The following is a 20823-nucleotide window of genomic DNA, read 5'->3' as shown; positions in this document are numbered from 1 at the left end:
CTCCATTTTATGGCAAAATCAGAATCCCTTAAACATATTCAAGCACTCACTGCACAGGTGGCGGAGGATTGTAGCCTAGAATATGATGAGGCACAAAAATATGTCCTTGCTTTTAAAAAACAATATGTGCGCACTATGATTTTACAAACACATAAAAGGGCTGATGGTAGGGGGCTTAGGGAAGTGCGCCCTATTAGTATAGAAACAAATATTTTGCCCTTTGTGCACGGGAGTGTGCTTTTTACGCGTGGGCAAACCCAAGCTCTTGTGAGCGCGACTATTGGTGCAGAGAATGATGCGCAAAGTTATGAAATGCTTGGGAGTAAAGTTGCGCTAAAGAAACATTTTTTGTTTCATTATAATTTTCCACCTTTTAGTGTGGGTGAAGCTGGAATCATCGGCTCTGTAGGACGCAGGGAGTTAGGACACGGCAATTTAGCAAGAAATGCCTTGCATTCAAGCATCAAAGAGAGTGAGAAAAGTATTCGTTTGGTATCAGAGATTCTAGAATCAAATGGTTCAAGCTCAATGGCAAGTGTATGCGGGGGGAGTTTGGCTCTGTGCGCTTGTGGGATTAGAGTGGATTCTTTGATTGCTGGGGTGGCTATGGGGCTTGTAACAGAGGGTGAGAAATATGCCATACTTACAGATATTAGTGGGCTAGAAGATCACGATGGCGATATGGATTTTAAGGTTGCTGGTGGGTATCAGGGCATAAGTGCTATGCAAATGGATATTAAGCTTGGGGGTATCACGCAAGAGATTCTAAAAGAAGCCTTATTTCAGGCTAAAGATGCTCGTGCGCATATTTTAGAAATTATGGAATCTGCAAGGGCGCAAATTGTGCTAAATGAGGCACTCTTGCCAAAGAGTGAGAGTTTTATGATTCCCCCAAATAAGATTGTCGAGGTGATTGGTACAGGGGGGAGAGTAATAAAGGATATTATCGAACGATTTGAAGTGAGTATTGATTTAGCAAGAGAGAGCGGAATGGTAAGCATTAATGCAGATAATATAGAGAATCTGCGCAAGGCAAAAGCTTTTATTATGGATATTGTAGGCGGGAGCGAGAAGATAGATTGGGAGAGTTATGCAGTGGGTGAGCGATTTGTGGGAAAAATTAAAAAAATCGCTGATTTTGGAGTGTTTGTGCAGTTACCTCGCGGCGGTGATGGGCTTTTGCACATAAGTAAGATAATGCCAAAAGAAAGGCAGCAACAACTAAGTGATGTCTTGCAGGGTATCAGTGAATTAGAGTGTGAGATTCTCTCGCAAAATAAAAATAAGGTGGAGTTGGGGCTTACTAAAAGTATTATTTAATTTTTGTTTTATCAAAGCTTAGGCATAATGCAACTTCCAAAGCATTAAGTAGGGGAATGAATCCGAACGGGCTTTGAGATTATAAACGAGGTGCAAGATGAAATTCTTATTTCTTTTGTGTGTAGGAATGCTAGGACTTGCTTTTGGTGCAGAAGTAAGTGGTGTAGATATGATTCAGTCATATTCAGTCGCAGGTGCTGTTATTGGTTTGGGTATTGCTGCACTTGGTGGGGCTATCGGTATGGGACACGCTGCTGCTGCGACAATTTCAGGAACAGCGCGTAATCCCGGTATTAGCGGTAAGCTACTTGGAACAATGTTTATTGCTCTTGCTTTGATTGAAGCACAAGTAATTTATACATTGGTTTTGGCACTTATCGCATTGTATGCAAATCCTTTCCTTTCCTAATTAAATAATTCTCCCTTATCAAGGGAGAATGCGCTGGTGGTGGAATTGGTAGACACACCATCTTGAGGGGGTGGCGGGGCGACCCGTGCGAGTTCAAGTCTCGCTCAGCGCACCATACTTTCTTATATAGAATCTAAGCAAAATCGCGAATATTCTTAAAAACGCCGGAGTGGTGAAACTGGTAGACGCGCTAGACTCAAAATCTAGTAGGGGCAACCCTGTGTCGGTTCAAGTCCGACCTTCGGCACCATCTACCTACATTTGATAAAATCGCATATTTTTTTAAAGATAAAAATTAAGGATATATTTGTGGAAACCTATGGATTTGCCAATTCGGCATTAAGCCTTGTTACACCTCTTTTTGTTGTATTTATGGTAGTCCTCACAAGACGTGTGGTACTCTCGCTCTTTTTGGGCATTTGTCTTAGTGGGGTGATGCTCTATGGGCTAGATACACAAGCCCTAAGCTTTGTTTTTCAATCCATAGTAAGCGTATTTTATGATGATGGCGTGAATAGGGATAGTATTTATATTTTTGCATTTTTGATTATACTTGGTGTGATTACCCAACTCATTTTGTATAGCGGTGCAATTGGAGCATTTGTCAAATGGGCAAGAGTGCGCATTCATTCTGCCAAAGGCTCGGAGCTCGTGGCATTTATAGCAGGATTGGTAATTTTTATTGATGATTATTTTAATGCCTTGACAGTTGGGCAAATTGCACGTCCGCTCAATGATAGCTATCGCTCAAGTCGTGAGCGTTTAGCATATATCATTGATTCTACCTCTGCACCTATTTGTATTCTCGTGCCGCTTTCAAGTTGGGGTGCGTATAATATTGGACTTTTGTCAAAGCAAAACATTGATGAGCCTCTTATGGTGCTTTTGCAGAGTGTGCCAAATAATTTTTATGCCTTTTTTGCGCTTATTGCTGTTGTTTTGACGATTTTTTGGCGTATAAATCTGCCTGTTATGCGTCATAATGTAAATGTTGGTTTAAAGTCCCCACAAGCGCAAATAACTTCTAACTCCGCACCAAAACACGCTATACTCTTTTTGCTTGTGCCTATTATTGCTTTAGTGATAGGTATTTGTTTTATGATTTTTTATAGTGGATATGAGGCGAGTGGGGAGAGTGATTTTATCGCGATGCTCACTCATACTGATACGCCTTTTGCGCTCTTTTGCGGAGGACTATTTGCGCTTATCATTACTTTGTTCCTTACCTTTAGGGTTATAGAATCTAAAACCTATCCTACTATTTTTTGGTATGGCGCAAAGAGTATGTTTGGGGCGATTTTGATTTTGAGTCTTGCGTGGGCGATTGGACCTGTGATTAAGGAGCATATTCAAACAGGTGTGTATCTTGCAAATGTGGCAAAAGATACCATAAGTGCAGAATACTTGGTTTTTATGCCTGTTTTTTTGTTTTTAATCTCGGCATTTATTGCTTTTTGCACTGGCACAAGCTGGGGAACATTTGCGATTATGTTGCCTATTGGTATGGAGATTACATTGCAAAGCGGAGGGGGAGAATCTAGCGTATTTTTGGCGTTATCGGCGATTCTCTCTGGCGCAGTGTATGGGGATCATACTTCGCCTATCTCGGATACAACTATTCTTTCTGCTATTGGGGCTGGTTGTTCGGTGCAAAGCCACTTTATTACACAATTCCCCTACACAGCACTCACAGCAATATGCGCAGCAGTAAGTTTTGTGATGGTTTCTTATACTCAAAGCACCCTTTTGGCTTTTATCATAGGTTTATTGTTGCTTGTGGGTATTTTTTATGTATTAAAGTCTCGCTATGGAGGGGATTTAGAGGTAGATTCTTTTCATTAGAATCTTTCCTCATTTATCTTTAACCCTCTTTTTATTTGTCTCATTTTGCATCTGCTTTTATTAAAGGCGCAGATTTTGCTTATCGCGCAAATTCAACTGCTCTTATCTCGCGTATGACGCTCACTTTGATTTCGCCCGGATATTGCAAAGTAGATTCTATTTCTTTGGCAATATCTCGTGCAAGGACAATGCTTTGTTTATCATTTACAAGCTCCGCACGCGCAATCACTCGCACCTCTCGTCCTGCATTCACTGCATAGGCTTGTTTTACGCCGATTTTATCCATAGCAATGCGTTCAACATCTTGCATTCTTTTTAAGAAATTCTCTAACGCCTCTCTTCTTGCACCCGGACGCGCAGCAGAGAGCGCATCAGCAGCGCATACTGCGGCACATTCTATACTTTGAATCTCCTCATAGCCGTGATGTGCCTTAATAGCATTAATGACAACAGGATTTTCTTGGTAACGCGTGCAGACTTCTGCACCTAAATCCACGTGGCTACCACCTAATTCTTGCGTGAGAGCTTTGCCAATATCGTGTAAGATTCCTGCTCGTCTTGCAAGTTTTTCATCACCGCCTAGCTCACTTGTAATCAGTGCGGCAAGTTTTGCTACCTCAATAGAATGCCCAAGTGCATTTTGCCCAAATGATGCACGATAACGCATTTTTCCAAGCAAAAACTTAAGCTCGGGGTGCATATACCCAAGCTGCATATCAAGCACAATATCTTCGCCATCTTGCTGTATTTGTTCGTCCATTTCATTTTTTACGCGCTCATACATTTCCTCAATGCGTGCAGGCTGAATCCGTCCATCTTCCATAAGTCTTTCGATTGTTTTTGTGGCAATAGCGCGGCGGTAGAGATTAAAACTACTCAAAACAATGCTACCGGGCGTATCATCAATAATCACATCTACGCCACTAATAGATTCTAGTGTTTTGATATTGCGCCCTTCTTTGCCTATAATCCTCCCTTTCATTTCATCACTAGGCAGATGTATAACATTTACTAATCGTTCATTAGCAAATTCTCCTGCATAACGCGTTGTGGCTTGAGCAAGAATATAATTTGCCTTTTTCTTTGCTTCTTGTTGCGCTTCCCTCTCATATTGGCGGATAAGCTGTGCTTTTTCCTCATAAAGCTCTTCTTCAAGATGAGAAAGCAAGATGCTTGTTGCTTCTTCTTTGCTCATTTGAGTATAATCTGAAAGAATCTCAATCATTTCTTTTTTGCTTTGTATATTTTCATCTTTAAGCTTATTGAGTTCAGATTGTGAGCGCAAAACTTTAACTTTCAGCTCACCTACTTCTTGCATTTCTTTATCAAGCTGTGCTTTTTGCGCATCAAGTTGCTCGATTTTTGATTGCTCTTCTTTTTTAAGTGTGGCAATTTTGCCCTCATATTCTTTAGCGAGATTAGCGCATTCTTGCTCATAATGTTGCTTTAAATGTATTTCCTCTTCTTTCATTAAAAGCTTATGATCTTGAAGAAGCTTTTTTGCCTCAAATTCAATCGCTTTTGCTTTTGCCTTTGCTTGTTCAAGAATGATTTGAGAGTGAGAATGAAATACCCTTTTAGTGATGAGATATACGCTCACCCCGACCAATAAAGTAAAGATTATACTTCCTATTACATACCATATTTCCATTGTGCTTCCTTATGCACAAAGCTGATGGCGTATAAAAATAATCTCCCTGCACATCATAATCTTGTGTAATCACATCTGGCGCGTAGTTTGGACTTCGTGCCACAAAAAGAATCTGAACATTATCTTTGAGAGTGGACATAAAGCGATCATACATACCTCTCCCAAAACCTATTCGTCTAAAATGTTTATCAATACCCAAAACAGGGATAATCACGGCATCAACTTTGATTAAATTAAAACTAGATTTATTTGACTCATAAATACCAAATACATTTTTATGTAATGGCAAACGTAATGGTATCATTTTAAAACTAAATTCTTGTATAAAAGGTATAAAAATACGATGTTTTTTTTTGCGTAAAGCAGAGATAAGGGGCATAATATCCACTTCATTGCCAAAAGGCATATATACAAGCACATTTTTGCATTTTTTTTGCTCTAAAAAAGTGAGTAAAGCCTTATTTAACTTTTTATGTGCAAATGGGTTATGGGTTTTGCAATACTCTAGTTTTGTCTTTGCATAAAATCTAAAATCTTGTTTGGTAATTGTCAATCCTTTTTTAGGTATAATCATACCCAAACATAGCATAAATGGAGAAATTTAATGAAAGCGATGCGCTCTTTTGGTATATATTTGGGTTTTGCAAAGTTTTTCATAGCCACTATGGCTTTGTGCGTTCTTTTTCAAGCTTGTAGTGATGATGGAGAGAAGGATAAAGATGTTTTTGGTTTTGAGGGTGGTAGTAAGGATAAAATTTTAACAATTGAAGTTATAAATACCCAAAATGAATCATTGCGCTTTAAAACAAACCAAGACCAAAGCATTTTTAAAAGCTCGGCGCAAAAACCAACCTTGCTCTTTTTTCTCTCCAAAAGCTGCCAAGAATGTCAAGATGAACTCTTGCATATCCTTGATTTGCATAATCGATACCAAGAGTTCATCTCCATTATTGCTATTAGTCCAAAAGATGAACTTACTTCTTTGCAACAAGAAATTGACAAGGTTAATCCACGTTTCAAGCTCTATGCTCCCACAGACAATAAAAATCTGCTCCATTTCCTTGATAAAGATGACAAGCATAGCTATATTTCTCTCTATGATAAGCAGGGTGAAAAGGTGATAGACTATGTAGGGCTTGTACCAGAAGAAATGGTGGAGCTTGATATACGTTATCAGATTCAAGATCAGCTTGATGCGAAAGCACAATATGAGATGCAAGAGCTTCCCCAAGAAACATTGCAATCAGGTGAGCAGGGCTTAGTCCAATCCACAGAAGCGCAAGAAACACAAGTAGAACCACAAGAATCGCAATGATTGCCACTTTAGCTAAAACTTTACAAAAAACTACGCAAAATATCACTGCTCTCCTTGGCTCAAAAAAAGATAAATATACTAAAGAGCAGATTGAGGAGATTCTCATAGAATGTGATGTGGATTATGATCTTGTAGAATCTATCCTTGCCCATCTCCCTGCCTATGTCTCCTATGAGGCATTGCAAAAAGAGCTTTTATCACGCCTTGAGATAAATCCCACAAGCTCCGCAGATGCGGCAGATTCTACTCCATCTCTAAGCACAAAATTTGCAGGAGTAAAGCCACTTGTAACGCTTATTGTAGGCGTAAATGGTGCGGGAAAAACAACAAGCATTGCTAAACTTGCTAAACGCGCACAAGAAAAAGGCAAAAAAGTGATGTTAGCCGCAGGAGATACTTTTCGAGCTGCAGCGATTGATCAAATTAAGCTTTGGGGAGAGCGACTTTCTATTCCTGTGATTAGCACACAGCATATGCACGATCCAAGCGCCGTAGCTTTTGATAGCATTAATGCTGCTAAAGCGCGAGGCATTGATGAGCTTTATATTGATACTGCGGGGAGATTGCACAATCATACAAACTTAAATAATGAACTTGCAAAAATTGTGCGCGTGAGCCAAAAGGCATTAGGCGATGCGCCTTTGCGTAGTTATCTTGTGCTTGATGGCACACAAGGGAGTTCCTCAATTAACCAAGCTCGTGCATTCTCGCAGATTCTGCATTTTGATGGCATTATTGTTACAAAACTTGATGGCACAAGCAAGGGCGGGGCAATTTTTAGCATAGTAAGTGAGCTAAAGATTCCTATTTGTTATATTGGTGTGGGCGAGAAGGCAGAAGATTTAAGTGAATTTGATGCCAAAGATTATGTAAAAGTGATGCTTGAGGGCATTTTTGAGGGATAACTTTGGCAAAAAAACATACAATTTTTGAATGTCAATTCTGCGGGTGGCAGAGTGCAAAATGGCTTGGAAAATGTAGCAGTTGTGGGAGTTGGGACGCTTTAGTTGAGCTTAAAGAACATCAAATTGAGGCAAAAAAACATCATACAGCCTCTCCAAGTAAGGCTACTCCTATTACGCAGGTGCATTTTGAGGATATTGTGCATTTTAGCTCCTATGAAGAAGAGTTTGATATTGTTTTAGGCGGAGGCATCGTGCCGGGTGGGCTATATCTTATCGGGGGTAGCCCGGGCGTGGGTAAATCCACACTTTTGCTTAAAATTGTCGGTAATCTTGCTGCAAAAGCGCATAAAAAGATTCTGTATGTAAGTGGTGAGGAGAGTGCAGGGCAAATTAAGATGCGTGCCTCTCGACTTAATGCGATGAGTGATGAGCTTTTTTTGCTCAATGAAATTGATTTAAACCTCATTATTAATGCCCTCAATGAGCAGCCTTATAGCCTATGTGTGATAGATTCTATACAAACCATTTATTCCCCCGAGCTTAGCTCTGCTCCGGGTTCAATCTCACAGGTGCGGGAGGTAACATTTGCACTAATGCGTTTAGCCAAAGAGCGCAATATCAGCATTTTTATCATTGGGCATATTACAAAAGATGGTGCGATAGCAGGACCTCGAATCTTAGAGCATATGGTGGATTGCGTGTTGTATTTTGAAGGTGATCCAAGTAGGGAGCTTAGAATGTTAAGAGGATTCAAGAATCGCTTTGGAAGCACAAGTGAGATAGGGATTTTTGAGATGAAAGAAAATGGCTTAAGAAGTGCTAAAAATGCTTCAAAGCTTTTTTTTACGCAAAAGAGTGCGCAAGCAGGGAGTGCGATTGCTGTTATCCTTGAGGGAAGTCGCGCCCTTGTGATTGAAATACAAGCTTTAGTGAGTGAATCTACCTATCCTAAACGCTCTTGCAATGGCTTTGATAGTAATCGTCTCAATATGCTTTTAGCCCTCTTAGAGCGTAAGCTTGAATTACCTTTGGGGCGATATGATGTGTTTGTGAATGTTGCAGGTGGTATTAGAATCAGTGAGCCAAGTGCGGATTTGGCAGTTATAGCAAGTATTATCTCAAGCTTTCGTAATCGCCCACTTAATGCCAAAACTGCCTTTGTGGGGGAGGTTTCACTTGTGGGTGATATACGCGAAGTAAGCAATATTGATGCGCGTTTAAAAGAGCTTGAGAGCTATGGATTTGAAAAGGTAATACTTGCTAAAAAGCCAAGTAGTGCTTCTGCTCATATCAAATGTTTTGAAGCAAATGAGGTGAGTAAAATTTTGGATTGGATGTAGGTAAATTGTAGGTAAATTGCACTCTTTTACTGATAATGCCGATTTATGAATGTATCCTTAAATCTTATACAAAGGATTTTGATGTTTCATATATCGCTTCAATCTATGCTTGTTCCTTTTACACGAAAGCCTTGCTCTCGTGTATCTCCTTTGGCTACTTTGTTTATGTGGCGGTATAATATGCCACATATCTTATTTTTTGGTGTTCTTGTGTTGTGTATGGCTTCTTGTGCAAAAACTCCTCAAGTCTCGCAACAAGAAGTAAGTGTAGAGGTGCAAATTACAAGTGAGATAGAAGAAGGTGCAAGGAGTGTGAAAGATGATTTTGCCTCTCTTAATGCTACTGCAAGGGAGGGGTATTACTATCAAGTAGCCGCATATAGGGGCGAAATGTCTCAAAATATTCTTGCACAAATTGAAAAATATCCTTATATTGTTTATGTGAGTGAGCAAGATTCTAAACCGCTTTATCGTTATCTCATCGGCGTGTATGATAAAAGAGCATCTATGAATGTAGATAGAGTGGCGATAGAGGCTCTCACAAAAAGGACGCATATACAAAAGCACATCAAGCCTCTTGTGCGCTATGTGAATAAAAATAACGAACTTGTAGAAGTGCGAAAAAATGGTTCATTGGGAGCAGTTGTGGCACAAGCGAGTGAGGTGAGATTAGGAGAGCTTGCGCAGGCATTTCAAAAAGAATCAATAAAAGAAAGCGAAGTATCAGGCGAATTAGCAAATGGCACACAGGAGCAAACCCAAGGAGATGAGGGTTTGGCAGATACACAAGCAACAGATACGCAAACAATGGCAAATGCAGAGAATGAGGATTTATCTCCTCAAGCACAAAATGCTCAAGAGCAAGATACACAAAATGTGGTGATTGTTTTTGTGCAAGAAGAAAGCTTTGATAGGGAGAAATGCGCACAATTTTGTGCAGCGCAAAATAGTCAATATTATTGGATAAAGGAAAAAAGGAGAACTCAAGGCAGGAGGGATAATTTTATCTCCCTCCCACCGAGTAAGTAATGGCGTAATACGAGTATAAGAAAAATAGAGATAAATATCAAAATAGCAAATGTAAAATAGGGTTTGAGGCGAATAGAATAAGAATCTCTTTAAGATATGGTAAAAATAAAAGAGTTCTTAATGTATTTTAAAAGATTTTGAGCATATAGTGTTTTTGCATAGGTTTATGAGGTAATTTTGGGATTAAGCAAAAATGCAAAGACCTAAATCTACCAACTTTTTTATACTTTACCAAGATAGCCTTTTTGGAATTTGAGCAAGACTTTTTGAAATATAAAAAGTTTAAGAGAGAATCTTAACCCCAATGGGGGGCTTTAAGTTTAATGCTTTGGGGTTAAGTATAGTTTTAGTCTTTTACACCACAATCAAAAACATCAGCGTGCATTCTGTGTGAAAGCAATTTTGAGCTTATGGCATCTTGTGGTGCGCCATTTGTGCAATCAACAATACGAACGCCATCTTTAAATTTGGCGCGACATTTGATTTCTTCTTTTGTAATTTTTAGCATAATGCGTTTGCCTGCTGCAACTGTTTCACCTGCAGTGTTTCTTAAATCATTGCTCGCACCCTCTCTTAATGTCTCCCTTATGGCTCCTTGTGTGCCTTCTGTGCTGTCTTTGCCCTCAACCTCGCCTAGAATCTTACAATTATAAGGCGTAGATTTTGCAATCGTAATGCCTTTACCTTGAGATTCTAGGGCTTTTGGCTTGTATGCTGGTAATTCTGGCACAGGCTCTCCGCAACCAAAAATAAAGAGCGATACGCCTAATGCTAAGCCAAATGGTTAAGCTTTTTCATTTTTTGTCTTTTTGATTAGGGTTGAGTTGTTTTCCTCTATTACCTTGACTCTTTGCATATTGCGGATTGACGCCCTTGTTTCCCTTATTGGCATTTTGCATATTTGCCCGATTGTCCTTTGGACGGATTTTATCTTGAGCCATTTTGCCTCCTTAAAAATAAAAAAATACTCTATCATAATAGAGTGAAAAAGAATCATAAAACAAGTATCCTTAAAAATCTATAATAATAGAGTTTTAAGGTAGAATCGTGTCTTATCATTTTAGTCAAGAAGAAATAGATTGCTTTCGTAAGCAAATTGCTCAAAATGTGGCAAGAGTAAGAAAACAAAAAGGTTACTCGCAACTAGAGCTTAGCCTAGAGATAGGCTATAAATCTGTCTCTTTAGTCGCTGGAGCAGAATCAGGATATAAAAATATCCATTTCAACTTAGAACATCTCTATAAAATCGCTAAAGTTTTAGGAGTGGATATACGAGAGTTTTTTCAATTTTAAAACCTTCCTCACTTTTTTGTAAGCAATAAAAACCACAAACTTCTTTATCTAAAGTTTTTACTTTTTTTAAGTTTAGATTCTTTTTTAAGAGGGAGGGCTTAAAAATGAAGTTGGTTTGATGATATACACGCTGGGCAATGTATGCCTTGCCCCTTATATATTCCTCACAAGATTTTTACTCGCCCCCAACGATATTTCTAGGGTAAAAACTATATTTTATTGCAATAAGAATATATCTTATTGATAAAAGATTCTAGAATCTCCTATAAAAACAGCCCCATTAGATTCTGCAGATTCTAAGTCTTTTGATAAGGCTTAGGTGGGCGCATAGCATTGAGTAGCGAGAGGAGAGCTACACCTACATCGCCAAATACGGCAAGCCACATATTGGCAATCCCCATAACACCTAAAATGATGAGCACAAGCTTACTTCCTAATGCAAAAATGATGTTTTGCCAAGTGAGTGCGCGCGTGTGAAAAGCAATACGAAAAGCCGATACAAGCCCGTGCAATGTGTGATGTTGTAAAATAATATCTGCACTTTCCTTGCTAATATCATTGCCATTTTCTCCTGTATTGATGCTTATACCTACATCAGCGCGTCTTAGCACGATAGAATCATTAATGCCATCGCCCACAAATACACTCTTCCCTGCCCATTGTGCCATAAGTTCAGTGAGTTTATGCTCTTTGTCCGCAGGGAGGAGCTGCCCATACGCATATTTTATGCCGAGCTCTTGCGCCACATTATCTACACTTTTTTGATTATCGCCACTAAGGATTGCAAAATGCTCTATACCATAGGCTTTAAGCATTTGTAAATCATCTTTTATGCCATTTTTAAGCCTATCGCCAATGAGGATATGCCCTGCATACACATTATTATGGGCGATGTAGATAAGAGTATGCACACTCTCTATTGGCTCAAAAGCAATATGTTTTTCTTGCAAAAGCGCGGCATTGCCGACAAGAATCTCCCCTCTATCGCATACAAGAGATATGCCCTTGCCACTTTTTTCTTCATAAGATTCTATATGGGTTGTAATATTTGTATGATTTTTAATGCAAGTGGCTATGGGGTGATTTGAGTTTTGTTCAGCAATACTTGCAAGTTCAAGGAGTTCTTGCTCTGTGTAGTTTTGTTGTGGGTAAATATGCAGGATTTCAAAGCTTCCGTGTGTAAGTGTGCCGGTTTTATCAAAAATAATATTTTTAACCTTACAGAGTGTTTCAAGGTAAATAGAGCCTTTGCATAGCACTCCTTCTTTACTTGCGCGTCCAATACCCACAAAATACCCTAAAGGCACGGCAAGCACAAGGGCACAAGGGCAGCTTACCATCATCACTACAAGGGCGCGATAAATCCATTCGTGCCATTCTCCATTAAAGAGCGGAGGGATAATCGCCACACTTAAAGAAATGATAAAAATAATGGGGGTATAAACACGAGCAAAAGAGGTAATGAGCTTTTGTGTTTTTGCTTTGTTTTCGCTTGCTTCTTGTGTGAGTTTAGCGATTTGAGCGATATGAGAATCCTCAAAAGGCTTCTCTACGCGCACTTCAAGGAGATTGCTTGTGTTGATTCCTCCAGCTATAATCAAATCCCCCTCTTTAACGCCCATAGGCACATTTTCGCCATTGATTGAGCGCATATCGATGTAACTTTTACCTTTGAGTATGAGGCTATCGGTAGGAATCTTCTCACCTGCTTTAATAATGAGTATATCGCCTACCTGCAAAGATTTGGGGTGCAAGTCAATAAGCGTATCATTTGCCTTTTTATGCGCAATTTCAGGAAGCACTTGCAACAATGCGCTTATAGAATTTTGCGATTTCTGCACAGCAAGAGATTCTAAGAATCCGCCTACGCGAAAAAAGAGTATTACTGCTACGGCTTCACTTACCTCACCAATGCACCACGCAGCGATTGTCGCACAAAGCATTAATGTGTTTTCATCAAAAAAAGTTTTATTTTTGCAATTATCCCAAAAGGCGCAAAATATGGGCTTTCCTGCCAAAAGATATATGAGAGCAAGCAAGACAAAAACCCCTTCTTTGACAAAAGGAAGTTCAGTCATAGAGGGGTAATAAAGCAAGAGCATACATAGCCCAAAAAGAGCAATAAGAATGCCTATAAAAAATATTTCGCCATAGGGGGATTGTTGCGTGTTTTGTTCATTATGTGAATCTTGATGAACAAGTGCATTTTCGTTTTGGCAGCAGCAATTTGGTTTATCGTGCGTGGGATTCATTATCTAAAACCTTTGAAGTAAAATGTAATTATTATGATGAGGATTGTAGTAAAAAAGAGTAAATAATACATATAGGGGGTATATGTATTATTGATATATATTTAAATCTATGTTTTTCAAATTTGATTCAAGTATAAGCTGTATGCGCGTTAATACATCAATACAAATATCAATTTCTTGCTGTGTGCATTGTGTAAGGATGAGCTTTTGGGTTTGCTTAATTCTTTCTTTGATATATGAAACAGCTTTTTTGCCATTTGTAGTAAGAGAAAGGGAGAGGGTGCGCTGATTATGCAATGAATCTTTAAGGCAAAATCCTTTTTTGACAAGGGAATTGACTTCACGCGAAATGGTGGTTTTGTTTTTATCTAATCTCTTGGCAATATCACTAATGCAAGTATGTGGATATTCTGATACGATAAAAAGAATGATGCCCTGCTCAAAACTTAAATCATAGGTTTTGAGATCATTAATAAAAAAAGATTGCAAATATCGCGTGGTTTTTCCAATATGATGTCCAATAAAATGTTGCATTTCCATAATAAAATAAACCTTTGGGGTGTTAATTCTAATAGCTATTTATTATAACAAAATTTGATATAATTTGCACTTAGGCATAGTAGGTGGCTGCTTTTGTGCAACAAAAGAGGAAAGTCCGAGCTACAAAGACAGGATTCCATTTAACCAATGGCTAGGGTAACCTAAGGGAAAGTGCAACAGAAAATAACCGCTTTTGTGGATTCACAAAAGTAAGGGTGAAAAGGTGGGGTAAGAGCCTACCGATTTTGCAGCAATGCACAATGTCTATGCAAACCCAATCCGTAGCAAGAAGAGTATGGTTAAAGTCTTATATTTGAACTCTTCGCTTGAGGTATGTTGTGAAACATATCCTAGATAAATAGCCACCCACGACAGAACTCGGCTTATCGCTATGCCTTTACTCGCACCATCTTACTTTTTAGATTGAAAAATTAAGGGAATAAACAAAAATCACAGAAATATTGCTTTTTGAAATGATATACTTCATAAGTTGAGTGGAATAAAAGGTGCTTGAAAGTAATAAATGCCAATATGATGAGGTTTAAGTATGCAAGATATGTTATCTACATTTCAAAAACACATAGGTGTGCACTTTGAAACACCTAGAGAATCTTATACCGCAGTTGCTATTCATAAGTTTGGAGAGGATATTAAGGGTGCAAATGAATTTATTGGTGCATTGCAAAGTGCTTCCTCTGCTCTCAAAAAGATTCTTAAAATTGCTCAAAATACTTCTGTGCAAGATATACAAAATATTAAAGCAAGTATGCAAGAAATCATAGAAAATGCCTCATTTATGGGGGTTGGGCTTTTTGATACGCGTTTAGATACAAGCTTAAATGGTATCACTTATACTTTGAGTGTTGAAAGTCCCCTATCGCTTTGTGTTTTAAAAAGTGCAGAATCTCTTGATGCAGAATCTTCTTTTGTAGAAGTGGATATGAGCGCAGTTGTAGCCTATGTAGAGGAAAAAATGCAAGAAATTAGCCAAATGCTTATGACATTAAGTGATGCCCTCACAGAACCAAATCCAGTAGAATTTGATCCTGCACAATTTGCACAAATGCTCAAGGGCAGATAATGCTGCGCTTTGCCCCATCTCCCACAGGTGATATGCACATCGGTAATTTAAGAGCAGCTATTTTTAATTATATTATTGCCAAGCAAGGTGGGCAAAAGTTTCTTGTGCGCATTGAAGATACAGATACAGCGCGGAATATAGAAGGCAAAGACAAGGAGATTTTAAATCTCCTCAATCTTTTTGGGCTTTTGTGGGATAATCTTGTATATCAAAGTGATAATTTTGACAAACACCGCCAACTTGCGCAATATTTGATTGAAAAAGACTTAGCCTTTTATTGCTACTGCTCTAAAGATTTTTTAGATGCAAAGCGCGCCGAAGCAAAAGAGCAAAAAAAGCCTTTTCGATACGACCCGCAATGGGCAGAGCTTGAAAAACAAAGCAATCCGCGTCCAGTAGTGCGCATTAGGGGTGCGCAGAGTGCGATTAGTTTTGATGATGCAATCAAGGGCAGAGTAAGCTTTGAGCCATATGAAATTGATAGCTTTGTAATTTTAAAAGAAGATGGAATCCCAACCTATAACTTTGCGTGTGCAGTTGATGATATGCTTTATGATGTGAGCTTTATCGTGCGGGGAGAAGATCATGTGAGCAATACCCCCAAGCAGATTCTTATTCATCGTGCATTGGGTTATGATAAGGTGCTAGGATATGCGCATTTGCCTATTATACTTGGCGAGAGTGGGAGTAAGATGAGTAAGCGCGATAGTGCTTCATCAGTGGCGTGGTTACTTGAGGAGGGGTTTTTGCCTCAAGCGATTATAAATTATCTTGTTTCAATGGGGAATCACACGCCAAAGGAAGTTTTCAAGCTCAATGAGTGCTATGAGTGGTTTGATATTAAGCATATTGCTAAATCGCCTGTAAAATTTGATATGAAGCGATTAAGATTCTTAAACAGGGAGCATTTTAAAATGCTTAATGAACAAGAGTTTGCACTTTTGCTTGATAGCAAAGATGCTTCCATTGGGGCTTTAGCAAAGCTACATTTGCAAGAAGCAAGCACTTTAAATGAGATACGAGAGAAGATTAATCGTATTTTTGCACCAAAATGTATCACGCAAAAAGATAATGAGCAGAGCTATGAGAGTGAGTGCAAGATTCTTTACACACATTTGCGTGAAATGATAGAATCTCATAGCGAGGATTTAAAGGATTATGAGAGTTTAAAAAAGGCGCTTTTACAAAAAAGTGCCTTAAAGGGAAAAAATTTTTTTAAACCTCTAAGAATCTTGCTTACAGGGGCAACTCACGGCTTAGAGCTAAGCGAACTTTATCCCTATTTGCGTTTTTTCTTACGCGATATTGTTACTTTAGATTCACAAGATTATTCTAAGCTTTCAATAACAGAATAAAATAAAGGGGAAAAGGGATATGGTTATAAGCACCTTTTTATATGCTGTGGCAAGCATATTGAGTATGCTTATTAATGTGTATATATGGGTAATTGTTATTGCTGCGCTTATAAGCTGGGTGCGTCCTGACCCCTATAATCCTATTGTGCAGGTTTTAAATCGCCTAACTTTACCTCTGTATGCAAAGCTTCGTCAATTTATGCCAACAACAATAAGCGGCATTGATTTTTCGCCTTTGATTATTGCGGTGATATTGAAATTTATTGATTTATTTCTCGTGCAGATTCTTATGCAATACGCACAAAGTTTAAGTGTTTAGGGGCAATATATGAGGCGAATATGTATCTTATGGCTATTTATTTTAAGTGCAAATTATGCGCATAGCACCATCACACTTGATTTTTTAGAATCTAAACCCAAAGGTTTAGCAAGAGATTTTTATATTTGGCAATTTTTGAGCGATGAAAAGACTTCCTTGCAAGATGCGCTCAAAGCCTATAATCTTATTTATCGAAAGACTGCCAAACTCAATGCCCTCATAAGCGCAAAAGGTAAAGTGAGTGAATTGCCACGTAATTTGTATTGCCAACGTTTAAGTTTTGAAAAGCTAAAAACACAAGATATTGCGTGTATTAAGGCTGGGTTAAATCTTGCAAATGTCCCTTCTATGCCTCAAAAAAATAAAGATTTTTTGCTGAAAAAATTTCAAAATGATCCTGAATTTAGAAAACGCATTGAGATTCTAAGCCACCCACAGATACTCACCGCGATGCTCAAAAGTGATGCAAATACTTTTTCAAGCATTTATCGCGCATTGAGAGCGAGTCAGCGCATACAGATTCTTAATCAAACTATTAAGCCCCAAAACCTCAAAAAACTTGCCGATGAAAATAACCAAAATTTCAATACGATGCTTCAAGCAATCATCGTAACCCACGATGGGAGTTATGATAAGTTTAAGCAATCTCTTGTAGGCGCGGATATTGTAGGCGCGGATTCTTATACGCTTTTTATGCTTGGTTTGAATGAGATTTTGCATAATCAGCCAAAGGCGGCATTGAAATATTTTGAAAATGCCTATACAAAGGCAAATACATCTATGCAGAAAAATCGCACTTTACTATGGAGGTATTTTCTAAGTCAAGATCAAAAAGTGCTTGAAGAACTCTCCCAAAGTAAAAATGTGGATATATATACAATCTATGCTAATCAAAAGCTTAATGTAAAGCCAAGCTATGAAGTCGTAACAGATTTAGGCAAACTCTCAAATCAAAAGCCAAATTTTGATATTAAAGACCCTTTTCAATGGCAGATTCTTAAAGAGAGTTTAGCACAAGTCAAAAGTGAAAAAGATTTAAAAGCATTAAGCAAACATTTTGAATATGAGGAGACAAGTGCGCATTTAGCCTATGTGCTTACACAAATGAATAAATTTAAAATTAATTATTTTATCACGCCTTTTAGCGATAAAATAAAATGGAAAAATGATAGCGAGAAAGCCTTTACTTACGCTATTGCCAAGCAGGAAAGCACCCTTTTGCCCGCACTTGTTTCGACTTCGTATGCGCTCGGTATGATGCAGATAATGCCCTTTAATGTAGCTCCTTTTGCTAAAAGCCTAAAGCGAGATAATATTACCCTAGAAGATATGTTTGATCCTATCACTGCGCTTGAATTTGGGACATTTTATCTCAATGATTTGGGCAGAGAGTTTAAGCATACACTTTTTGTTTCTTATGCTTATAATGGTGGACCGGGATTCTTGCGCCGCACACTTAAGACAAAAAAGTTTTTTGTAAAAAAGCGTGATTATGAGCCGTGGCTTTCTATGGAGCTTATTCCTTATAGAGAATCTCGTGATTATGGTTTGAGAGTTTTAGCAAATTATATTGTTTATCAAGAAAGTTTTGGGAATCATATCAATTTAGAAGAGTATTTGAAAAAAACGCTTGTAAATTGAAGGAGATTCTATGATACATAAATGTCTGTTCCCAGCGGCAGGATATGGCACACGATTTTTACCAGCGACAAAGGCTATGCCTAAAGAAATGCTCCCCATACTCACAAAGCCCCTTATACAATATGGCGTGGAAGAGGCTTTAGAGGCGGGGTGTTGTGATATTGGCATTATCACAGGGCGAGGGAAACGAAGCATTGAAGATCATTTTGATATAAATTATGAATTAGAGCATCAAATTTCAGGGACAGATAAAGAGGAGCTTTTAAGCAGTATCCGCAAACTCACAAAATCTTGCATTTTCTCTTACACAAGACAAAATGAGATGAGGGGCTTAGGGCACGCGATTCTCACAGGCAAAACACTTGTTGGCAATAATGAAGCTTTTGCAGTAATTTTGGCTGATGACTTATGTACAAATAGTAAGGGCAAAGGGGTGCTTAGTCAAATGGTCACACTCTATGAGAAGTATCACTGCTCAATTGTTGCTATTGAGGAAGTGGAGCGAAGTGAGGTTGATAAATATGGTATCATACAGGGCGAAGAGATAGAATCTGATGTATATCGAGTGAGTGATATGATAGAAAAACCAAGTATTGATAGCGCCCCAAGCAATCTTGCTATCATCGGGCGCTATATTCTTACTCCTGATATTTTTGATATTTTGCGTATCACAAAGCCGGGTAAGAAAGGCGAGATACAAATTACAGATGCGCTTTTAGAACAAGCAAAAAAGAAAGGTGTTTTAGCCTATAAATTTCAAGGCAAACGTTATGATTGTGGGAGCCTTGATGGCTATGTGAAAGCAACTATTGATTTTTATGGGCAATTGAAATCCAATGTTTAATCTTAGTTTTTATGTTATTTGCTGGTTATTGTTTTTTTTGCTGTGTTTGCCTATTATTTTTGCTGGGCTTTTTGCAGTTGCTCTTGATGAAGAGGGGACGGGAGTTGCTGTGAATCATCTACAAAGAATTTCAAATGATTTGAATACATTTGCCAATGATAAGGCTAAGCTTAAAGCTTTGCTTGAGGATTTTAAGAATAGCTATAAAAGTTGCCCAAAGGATGAAGAGGATTATAATTTGTGGCTTGATGTGATTTCGCGCTTTGCCACAAATATGAATCTTATGGAGGTTGATGAGGTGGTGGATTTCCAAGATAAGCTTGAAAGTGCAAACCCCGATAGTAAGGCAAGTATCAAAGAAGTCATAGGGAAAGCCTTGCAAAAAAGAGAAAGCAAATAAAAGGATAGATATGGATTATTTACAAATAAGCAAAAGCCCCTCACTCAAAGGGAGTATTAACATTTCTGGAGCGAAAAATTCAGCACTCCCCATACTTGCTGCCACATTATTGAGTAAAAATGAAGTAAGAATCAGTAATCTCCCCGATGTTGCCGATGTAAAGACACTTGCAAAGCTTTTGGAGCATTTAGGTGTAAATATTGCGTGGCACGATAGTAATACACTTACTTGTCAAGCCGAGCATATCGTGCATACAAAAGCTATTTATGATATTGTGCGTAAAATGCGTGCTTCTATTCTCGTATTAGGACCACTTCTTGCACGTTTTGGTTATTGTGAGGTGAGTTTGCCCGGAGGCTGTGCTATTGGTGCGCGTCCTGTGGATTTGCACATTAAAGCAATGCAGAATCTTGGCGCAAGTATTCGTATTGAGGGTGGATATATCATCGCAGAGGCAAAGAATGGCTTGCAGGGAGCAGATATTTTCTTTGATAAAATCACCGTTACAGGTAGTGAAAATGTGATTATGGCTGCAGCCTTAGCGCACGGCACAACACGCATTATTAATGCAGCCAAAGAGCCAGAAGTCGTGCAACTTTGTGAAATTTTATCTGCAAGTGGCGTGAAAATTGAGGGTATTGGAAGCAATGAGCTTAGTATTTATGGCACAGGCGGAGAGCTACTTCATTTTGCTCCTATTGAAGTAATCCCCGATAGAATCGAAGCAGGGACTTATCTCTGTGCGGGGGCGATTACAAATTCTTCCATTACATTAAATAAAGTGCGAAATACGCATTTTGCAGCCGTTACTGATAAGCTAGAGGAGATTGGCTTTAGCTTCAAAAAAGAGGCAGATTCTATCACTTTGCTTCCTGCAAAAACTTTGAAGCCTTTTGAGATTATTACCACAGAATATCCCGGATTCCCCACTGATATGCAAGCGCAATTTATGGCATTAGCAACACAATGTCAAGGCACAAGCGTGATTGAAGAGCGACTTTTTGAAAATCGTTTTATGCATGTAAGCGAACTCACGCGACTTGGTGCAGATATTTCACTCAAAGGTAATCACGCGACTATTAATGGAATAACACCTCTGCACGGGGCTGATGTGATGTCTTCTGATTTGCGTGCAAGCTCTGCGTTGATTGTAGCAGCCCTTGTGAGTGAGGGGAAGACGAATATCCATAGAATCTACCACCTCGATAGGGGTTATGAACAAATTGAGCATAAATTACAACAGCTTGGTGTGCATATTGTGCGTTTAAAAAGTTAGTGATTCTAAAA

At 38.6% G+C, this 20823-nt stretch carries 21 protein-coding genes, 2 tRNA genes and 1 other RNA gene; 18 read left to right on the top strand and 6 right to left on the bottom strand.

The features are described from left to right. The 5 genes from J1E28_RS02195 to J1E28_RS02175 all read left to right on the top strand — a co-directional run. A partial coding sequence (locus J1E28_RS02195; protein WP_291026303.1) for a polyribonucleotide nucleotidyltransferase occupies positions 1 to 1320 on the top strand: 1320 nt, incomplete at its 5' end. Between the two features lie 97 nt (positions 1321 to 1417). Beyond that, positions 1418 to 1729, top strand: a complete 312-nt coding sequence (locus tag J1E28_RS02190; protein ID WP_291026302.1) for a F0F1 ATP synthase subunit C — start codon at positions 1418 to 1420, stop codon at positions 1727 to 1729. A 30-nt stretch (positions 1730 to 1759) separates the two neighbouring features. Further along, positions 1760 to 1844, top strand: a tRNA-Leu gene (locus J1E28_RS02185). A 48-nt stretch (positions 1845 to 1892) separates the two neighbouring features. Beyond that, positions 1893 to 1979 (top strand) — tRNA-Leu (locus J1E28_RS02180). Positions 1980 to 2101: 122 nt separating this feature from the next. After that, positions 2102 to 3571 carry a Na+/H+ antiporter NhaC family protein gene (locus J1E28_RS02175; RefSeq protein ID WP_291026305.1) on the top strand — a complete coding sequence of 490 codons (1470 nt, stop codon included), beginning with the start codon at positions 2102 to 2104 and terminating at the stop codon, positions 3569 to 3571. A gap of 79 nt (positions 3572 to 3650) precedes the next feature. On the opposite strand, the gene rny is transcribed toward J1E28_RS02175, so the two are convergent. After that, positions 3651 to 5222, bottom strand: a complete 1572-nt coding sequence (gene rny, locus J1E28_RS02170; protein ID WP_291026301.1) for a ribonuclease Y — start codon at positions 5220 to 5222, stop codon at positions 3651 to 3653. Next, entirely contained in the window at positions 5149 to 5796 is a 648-nt protein-coding gene (locus tag J1E28_RS02165; protein WP_291026300.1) for a 5-formyltetrahydrofolate cyclo-ligase, read from the bottom strand. The genes rny and J1E28_RS02165 overlap by 74 nt, the downstream gene beginning before the upstream one ends. A 30-nt stretch (positions 5797 to 5826) precedes the next feature. On the opposite strand from J1E28_RS02165, the gene J1E28_RS02160 reads away from it, so the two are divergent. From J1E28_RS02160 to J1E28_RS02145, 4 genes are all read left to right on the top strand, one after another. Then, positions 5827 to 6537 (top strand): redoxin domain-containing protein, encoded by a 711-nt coding sequence (locus J1E28_RS02160; protein WP_291026299.1) that lies wholly within the window; start codon positions 5827 to 5829, stop codon positions 6535 to 6537. Continuing rightward, the gene (gene ftsY / locus J1E28_RS02155) at positions 6534 to 7442 is read left to right on the top strand and encodes a signal recognition particle-docking protein FtsY (protein ID WP_291026298.1); all 909 of its coding nucleotides are present in this window, start codon (positions 6534 to 6536) and stop codon (positions 7440 to 7442) included. Before J1E28_RS02160 ends, ftsY begins: the two co-directional genes overlap by 4 nt. Before the next feature lie 2 nt (positions 7443 to 7444). Further along, positions 7445 to 8782 (top strand): DNA repair protein RadA, encoded by a 1338-nt coding sequence (gene radA / locus J1E28_RS02150; protein ID WP_291026297.1) that lies wholly within the window; start codon positions 7445 to 7447, stop codon positions 8780 to 8782. 81 nt (positions 8783 to 8863) lie between these two features. Next, positions 8864 to 9811: a hypothetical protein gene (locus tag J1E28_RS02145; protein ID WP_291026296.1), complete on the top strand. Its 948-nt coding sequence runs from the start codon at positions 8864 to 8866 to the stop codon at positions 9809 to 9811. Between the two features lie 346 nt (positions 9812 to 10157). Here the strand turns inward: J1E28_RS02145 and J1E28_RS02140 are convergent, their stop codons facing one another. Further along, positions 10158 to 10541: a DUF4156 domain-containing protein gene (locus tag J1E28_RS02140; RefSeq protein ID WP_291026295.1), complete on the bottom strand. Its 384-nt coding sequence runs from the start codon at positions 10539 to 10541 to the stop codon at positions 10158 to 10160. A 64-nt stretch (positions 10542 to 10605) separates the two neighbouring features. Then, positions 10606 to 10752: a hypothetical protein gene (locus J1E28_RS02135; protein ID WP_291026294.1), complete on the bottom strand. Its 147-nt coding sequence runs from the start codon at positions 10750 to 10752 to the stop codon at positions 10606 to 10608. 106 nt (positions 10753 to 10858) lie between these two features. Here J1E28_RS02135 and J1E28_RS02130 point away from each other — a divergent pair, with 106 nt between their 5' ends. Then, complete coding sequence (locus tag J1E28_RS02130; RefSeq protein ID WP_291026293.1) at positions 10859 to 11104, top strand: helix-turn-helix transcriptional regulator; 246 nt, start codon at positions 10859 to 10861, stop codon at positions 11102 to 11104. Positions 11105 to 11400: 296 nt separating this feature from the next. Here J1E28_RS02130 and J1E28_RS02125 read toward each other — a convergent pair whose 3' ends face one another. Together J1E28_RS02125 and J1E28_RS02120 are read right to left on the bottom strand one after the other, a co-directional pair. Further along, complete coding sequence (locus tag J1E28_RS02125) at positions 11401 to 13356, bottom strand: heavy metal translocating P-type ATPase (RefSeq protein ID WP_291026292.1); 1956 nt, start codon at positions 13354 to 13356, stop codon at positions 11401 to 11403. A gap of 87 nt (positions 13357 to 13443) precedes the next feature. After that, positions 13444 to 13896 (bottom strand): MarR family transcriptional regulator, encoded by a 453-nt coding sequence (locus J1E28_RS02120; RefSeq protein ID WP_291026291.1) that lies wholly within the window; start codon positions 13894 to 13896, stop codon positions 13444 to 13446. A gap of 71 nt (positions 13897 to 13967) precedes the next feature. On the opposite strand from J1E28_RS02120, the gene rnpB reads away from it, so the two are divergent. From rnpB to murA, 8 genes are all read left to right on the top strand, one after another. Next, positions 13968 to 14298: RNase P RNA component class A (gene rnpB / locus J1E28_RS02115), an RNA gene on the top strand. 145 nt (positions 14299 to 14443) lie between these two features. Then, positions 14444 to 14977 carry a flagellar FLiS export co-chaperone gene (locus J1E28_RS02110; RefSeq protein ID WP_291026290.1) on the top strand — a complete coding sequence of 178 codons (534 nt, stop codon included), beginning with the start codon at positions 14444 to 14446 and terminating at the stop codon, positions 14975 to 14977. Beyond that, positions 14977 to 16332: a glutamate--tRNA ligase gene (gltX, locus tag J1E28_RS02105; RefSeq protein WP_291026289.1), complete on the top strand. Its 1356-nt coding sequence runs from the start codon at positions 14977 to 14979 to the stop codon at positions 16330 to 16332. Before J1E28_RS02110 ends, gltX begins: the two co-directional genes overlap by 1 nt. Positions 16333 to 16351: 19 nt before the next feature. After that, positions 16352 to 16651, top strand: a complete 300-nt coding sequence (locus J1E28_RS02100) for a YggT family protein (RefSeq protein WP_291026288.1) — start codon at positions 16352 to 16354, stop codon at positions 16649 to 16651. A gap of 9 nt (positions 16652 to 16660) precedes the next feature. Further along, the gene (locus tag J1E28_RS02095; protein ID WP_291026287.1) at positions 16661 to 18292 is read left to right on the top strand and encodes a lytic transglycosylase domain-containing protein; all 1632 of its coding nucleotides are present in this window, start codon (positions 16661 to 16663) and stop codon (positions 18290 to 18292) included. 10 nt (positions 18293 to 18302) lie between these two features. Further along, complete coding sequence (galU, locus tag J1E28_RS02090) at positions 18303 to 19136, top strand: UTP--glucose-1-phosphate uridylyltransferase GalU (RefSeq protein WP_291026286.1); 834 nt, start codon at positions 18303 to 18305, stop codon at positions 19134 to 19136. Next, positions 19129 to 19536: a hypothetical protein gene (locus J1E28_RS02085; RefSeq protein WP_291026285.1), complete on the top strand. Its 408-nt coding sequence runs from the start codon at positions 19129 to 19131 to the stop codon at positions 19534 to 19536. The genes galU and J1E28_RS02085 overlap by 8 nt, the downstream gene beginning before the upstream one ends. Before the next feature lie 10 nt (positions 19537 to 19546). Next, positions 19547 to 20812 (top strand): UDP-N-acetylglucosamine 1-carboxyvinyltransferase, encoded by a 1266-nt coding sequence (gene murA, locus J1E28_RS02080; RefSeq protein WP_291026284.1) that lies wholly within the window; start codon positions 19547 to 19549, stop codon positions 20810 to 20812. The last annotated feature ends 11 nt before the right edge of the window (positions 20813 to 20823 follow it).

The organism is Helicobacter sp., assembly GCF_022511165.1.
Classification (GTDB): Bacteria; Campylobacterota; Campylobacteria; order Campylobacterales; family Helicobacteraceae; genus Helicobacter_C.
Note: the sequence above shows the minus strand (reverse complement) of the source record. Positions and strands in the feature narration are given on the sequence as shown.